Below are 3,936 nucleotides of genomic sequence, written 5' to 3'. Positions count from 1 at the left end.
CCAAATATGCAAAAATATGACGTAAAAACCTTTCAAGGTTTGATCCTGGCTTTACAGGATTATTGGGCGCAGCAAGGCTGTGTCATTATTCAACCACTTGATATGGAAGTGGGCGCCGGGACATTTCACCCGCAAACATTTTTAAAGTCTATTGGTCCAGAGCCAATGTCGAGCGCGTACGTTCAGCCGTGTCGTCGTCCTACGGATGGCCGCTATGGTGAAAACCCAAATCGCCTACAACATTACTACCAATTCCAAGTAGTTTTAAAGCCATCGCCAGATAACATCCAAGAGCTTTACTTAGGCTCATTAGCGGCAATGGGTATTGATACCCTTACTCACGAAGTTCGCTTTGTAGAAGATAACTGGGAATCACCTACGCTAGGCGCATGGGGCTTGGGATGGGAAATTTGGTTAAACGGCATGGAAGTAACGCAGTTTACCTACTTTCAACAAGTGGGTGGCTTAGAGTGCTCACCAGTAACAGGCGAAATTACATACGGCCTAGAGCGTTTAGCAATGTACATTCAAGGCGTAGATAGCATTTACGACCTAGTATGGGCAGACGGTCCACTAGGGCGCGTAACATACGGCGACGTGTTCCATCAAAATGAAGTAGAGCAATCTACTTATAATTTTGAACATGCAAACGTAGAAGACTTATTTGCACAGTTTGATAAGTGTGAAACAGAAAGCCAAAAGTTAATTGAAGCTAACTTACCACTACCTGCATACGAGCAAGTAATGAAAGCATCGCACGCATTTAACTTACTAGACGCACGCCACGCAATTTCGGTAACCGAACGTCAGCGTTATATTTTACGCGTTCGTGCGTTATCAAAAGCGTGTGCACAAAGTTACTATGACAAACGTGAAGCGCTTGGTTTCCCGCTGTGTAAGGATAAGTAAAATGTCAGCACAAAATTTATTAGTAGAAATTGGCACTGAAGAGTTACCACCAAAAGCATTGCGTAAATTAGCAGAAGCCTTTGCTGCAAACTTAACTCAAGAGCTAGAAACATTAGAATTAGCACACCAAGGCGTAAGCTGGTATGCATCGCCTCGTCGTTTGGGTTTACAAGTAAAAGCGCTTGAAGCTAAGCAACAAGACAAAGAAGTTGAAAAGCGTGGCCCAGCAACAAAGGCAGCGTTTGACAGCGAAGGTAACCCAACAAAAGCAGCAATGGGTTGGGCACGTGGTTGTGGTATTGAAGTAAAAGACGCACAAACACTTGAAACCGATAAAGGCGCTTGGTTATTGCACATTGCTAAAGTAGCAGGGCAAGAAACTAAAACCCTAATGACAGATGCAATCACAAAAGCATTAAGTAAATTACCAATCCCTAAACCAATGCGTTGGGGCGCGAATAAAACACAATTTATTCGCCCTGTGCATACAGTAACTATTTTATTTGGTGATGAGTTACTTGAAGGCGAAATTCTTGGTAAGCAAATAACTAACCAGCTTCAGGGTCATCGTTTTCATCACCCAGAAAAAATTAGCATTAACCATGCAGATGACGTTTTTGACGTACTTAAATCTGCTTACGTTATTGCTGATTACGAGCAACGTAAAGCACAAATTCGAGCACAAATAGAAGAGGCTGCAAGCGCAGTTAACGCTGTTGTTGCAATGGATGAAGATTTACTAGAAGAAGTAACATCACTTGTAGAGTGGCCAGTTACTTTAACGGCAACATTTGAAGAAGCATTTTTAGATGTACCAGCCGAAGCGTTAATTTACACCATGAAAGACGATCAAAAATATTTCCCGTTATTAGATCAAAACGGCAAACTTTTAAATAAGTTTTTGTTTGTATCTAACATCGAAAGTAAAGATCCAAGTGTGGTTATCTCTGGTAACGAAAAAGTAGTGCGCCCGCGTTTAGCCGATGCACAGTTCTTCTTTGAAACAGATAAAAAGAAAACCCTAGAAAGCCGATTAGAGTCGCTTGATAGCGTATTGTTCCAAAAGCAACTTGGTACGCTTAAAGATAAGTCTGAGCGCATTAGTGAACTTGCAGGTTATATTGCTGAGCAATTAGGTGCTGATAAAGACCTAGCACAGCGTGCAGGCTTATTAAGTAAAACTGACCTAATGACTGAAATGGTTATGGAATTTACCGACGTGCAAGGTGTAATGGGAATGCATTACGCTCGCCACGATGGTGAAGCCGAAGATGTAGCCGTAGCGCAAAACGAGCAGTACATGCCACGCTTTGCAGGGGATAACTTACCAACAAACTTAATTAGCTGCGCAGTAGCGATTGCTGATAAGTTTGACACGCTGGTGGGTATTTTTGGTATAGGCCAAGCACCTAAAGGTGACAAAGACCCATTTGCTCTTCGTCGTGCTGCTATTGGTGCACTGCGCATCATGGTAGAAAAAGAACTACCACTTGATATTTTAGACCTAGTAGCTAAATCGCAAACATTGTTTGGCGACAAGTTAACTAACTTAAATGTATCAACTGACGTATTTGAGTTTATGCTAGGGCGCTTCCGTGCTTGGTATCAAGACGAAGGTATTGAAGTAGACGTAATTCAAGCAGTGCTTGCACGTCGTCCGACTAAACCTGTTGATTTTGACCGCCGTGTTAAAGCCGTAAGCCACTTCCGTACATTAGACGCAGCAGAAGCGCTTGCAGCAGCTAATAAGCGTGTAGGTAACATTCTGGCTAAAAACGACATTACCAGCCAAGGTAGTGTTGATGAGAGCTTATTAAGCGACGACGCCGAAAAAGTATTGGCATCACAAGTAGCAAAATTTGCCACTGACCTTGCACCACTTTACGCAGATGGAAACTACCAAGAAGCATTAAGCCAATTGGCGGGTATTCGTGAAAGTGTTGATAACTTTTTTGACAACGTAATGGTTATGGCCGACGATGAAGCTGTTAAGCAAAATCGTCTTGCGCTATTAAGCCAGCTAAGCGGATTGTTTTTAGGTATTGCAGATATTTCTGTTTTACAAAAATAACACCGATTAGCAATTTTAAAAGCCAGCGTTTTGCTGGCTTTTTAGTTTTCACTGTATGCAAAGGATACCTATTGATGATTTCTATGAAACGAATTTTAACTTTAGCAATTGCTGGTTTACTTACTGCCTGTACAAGCCAAATTTCGATTAACGATGTATTGCCACAGCAAGAGCTTGACCGCACAATTTACTTACGTGGCGACTTTACATTGTGGGATGCAGAACCCCAGTATCAGTTTGCGCCAGTTGGCCCTGCGCTTTATCAAGCGCAAGTTAAATTTTCGACCCCAGGTAAAGTGTACGAATTTAAAATAGCCGATGCCGATTTTAGTGAAGGTTACAACTGTGGTTACAGCGACGCACAACCAGCAGGACAAAAGCTAACACTGGGCCAGCCAGCTATCGCAGACTGTAATACTATTTATAACTACTTTAGTTTCACACCAGCAATAAAAGGCACGTACATAGTAAGTATTGATTACAGTGACTACGATAAGCCACAAGTGACGATAACGAAGAAGTGATTTTTAGCTATTTAATAGCCCTAGTGGGTTGATGGATTTGTGACAAGGACGTTGTAGGATTTATTCAGCATTAACACCAAGGGGGTTTCGTAGTTGGGTAGAGTGAAGCGAAACCCAACATGTGTGGCGAACAAAACTATTTTGGTGGTTATTAAATACGTTGGGTTTCGTAAAACTCAACCCGACCTACGTGAGTTTAAAGCCCTTTCTTCACCACATATCTATACGGTGCTGCTTCTGCATCTTTAGCTACCAGCGTGTGATCCATAAACGTACAAAAGCTCGGAATATCGCGAGTGGTTGACGGGTCATCAGCAGTTATTAATAACGTTTCACCGTCATTCATTTTACGAATAGCAGCACGTACCATCATTACTGGCTCTGGGCAGCGAAGGCCTATGGCATCTAATTGGTGATCGGGATTATCAAAGC

Annotated in this window: 4 protein-coding genes; 3 read left to right on the top strand and 1 reads right to left on the bottom strand. The window is 42.3% G+C overall.

Annotated elements, in window-relative coordinates; all coding sequences use genetic code 11:
• The first annotated feature begins 6 nt into the window (after positions 1-6).
• From glyQ to H5072_RS13610, 3 genes are all read left to right on the top strand, one after another.
• Positions 7-909, top strand: a complete 903-nt coding sequence (glyQ, locus tag H5072_RS13620) for a glycine--tRNA ligase subunit alpha (protein WP_182693821.1) — start codon at positions 7-9, stop codon at positions 907-909.
• A 1-nt stretch (position 910) separates the two neighbouring features.
• Complete coding sequence (gene glyS / locus H5072_RS13615; protein WP_024597184.1) at positions 911-2,980, top strand: glycine--tRNA ligase subunit beta; 2,070 nt, start codon at positions 911-913, stop codon at positions 2,978-2,980.
• Positions 2,981-3,054: 74 nt separating this feature from the next.
• On the top strand, positions 3,055-3,504 hold the full coding sequence (locus H5072_RS13610; protein WP_004335197.1) for a hypothetical protein: 450 nt from the start codon (positions 3,055-3,057) through the stop codon (positions 3,502-3,504).
• 196 nt (positions 3,505-3,700) lie between these two features.
• Here H5072_RS13610 and tusA read toward each other — a convergent pair.
• Positions 3,701-3,936 (bottom strand): sulfurtransferase TusA (gene tusA / locus H5072_RS13605; protein WP_182693820.1); only part of this gene is annotated, 236 nt, incomplete at its 5' end.

Origin of the sequence: Pseudoalteromonas sp. SR45-5, assembly GCF_014163565.1 — a bacterium.
GTDB classification, from domain to species: domain Bacteria; phylum Pseudomonadota; class Gammaproteobacteria; order Enterobacterales; family Alteromonadaceae; genus Pseudoalteromonas; species Pseudoalteromonas distincta.
Note: the sequence above shows the minus strand (reverse complement) of the source record. Positions and strands in the feature narration are given on the sequence as shown.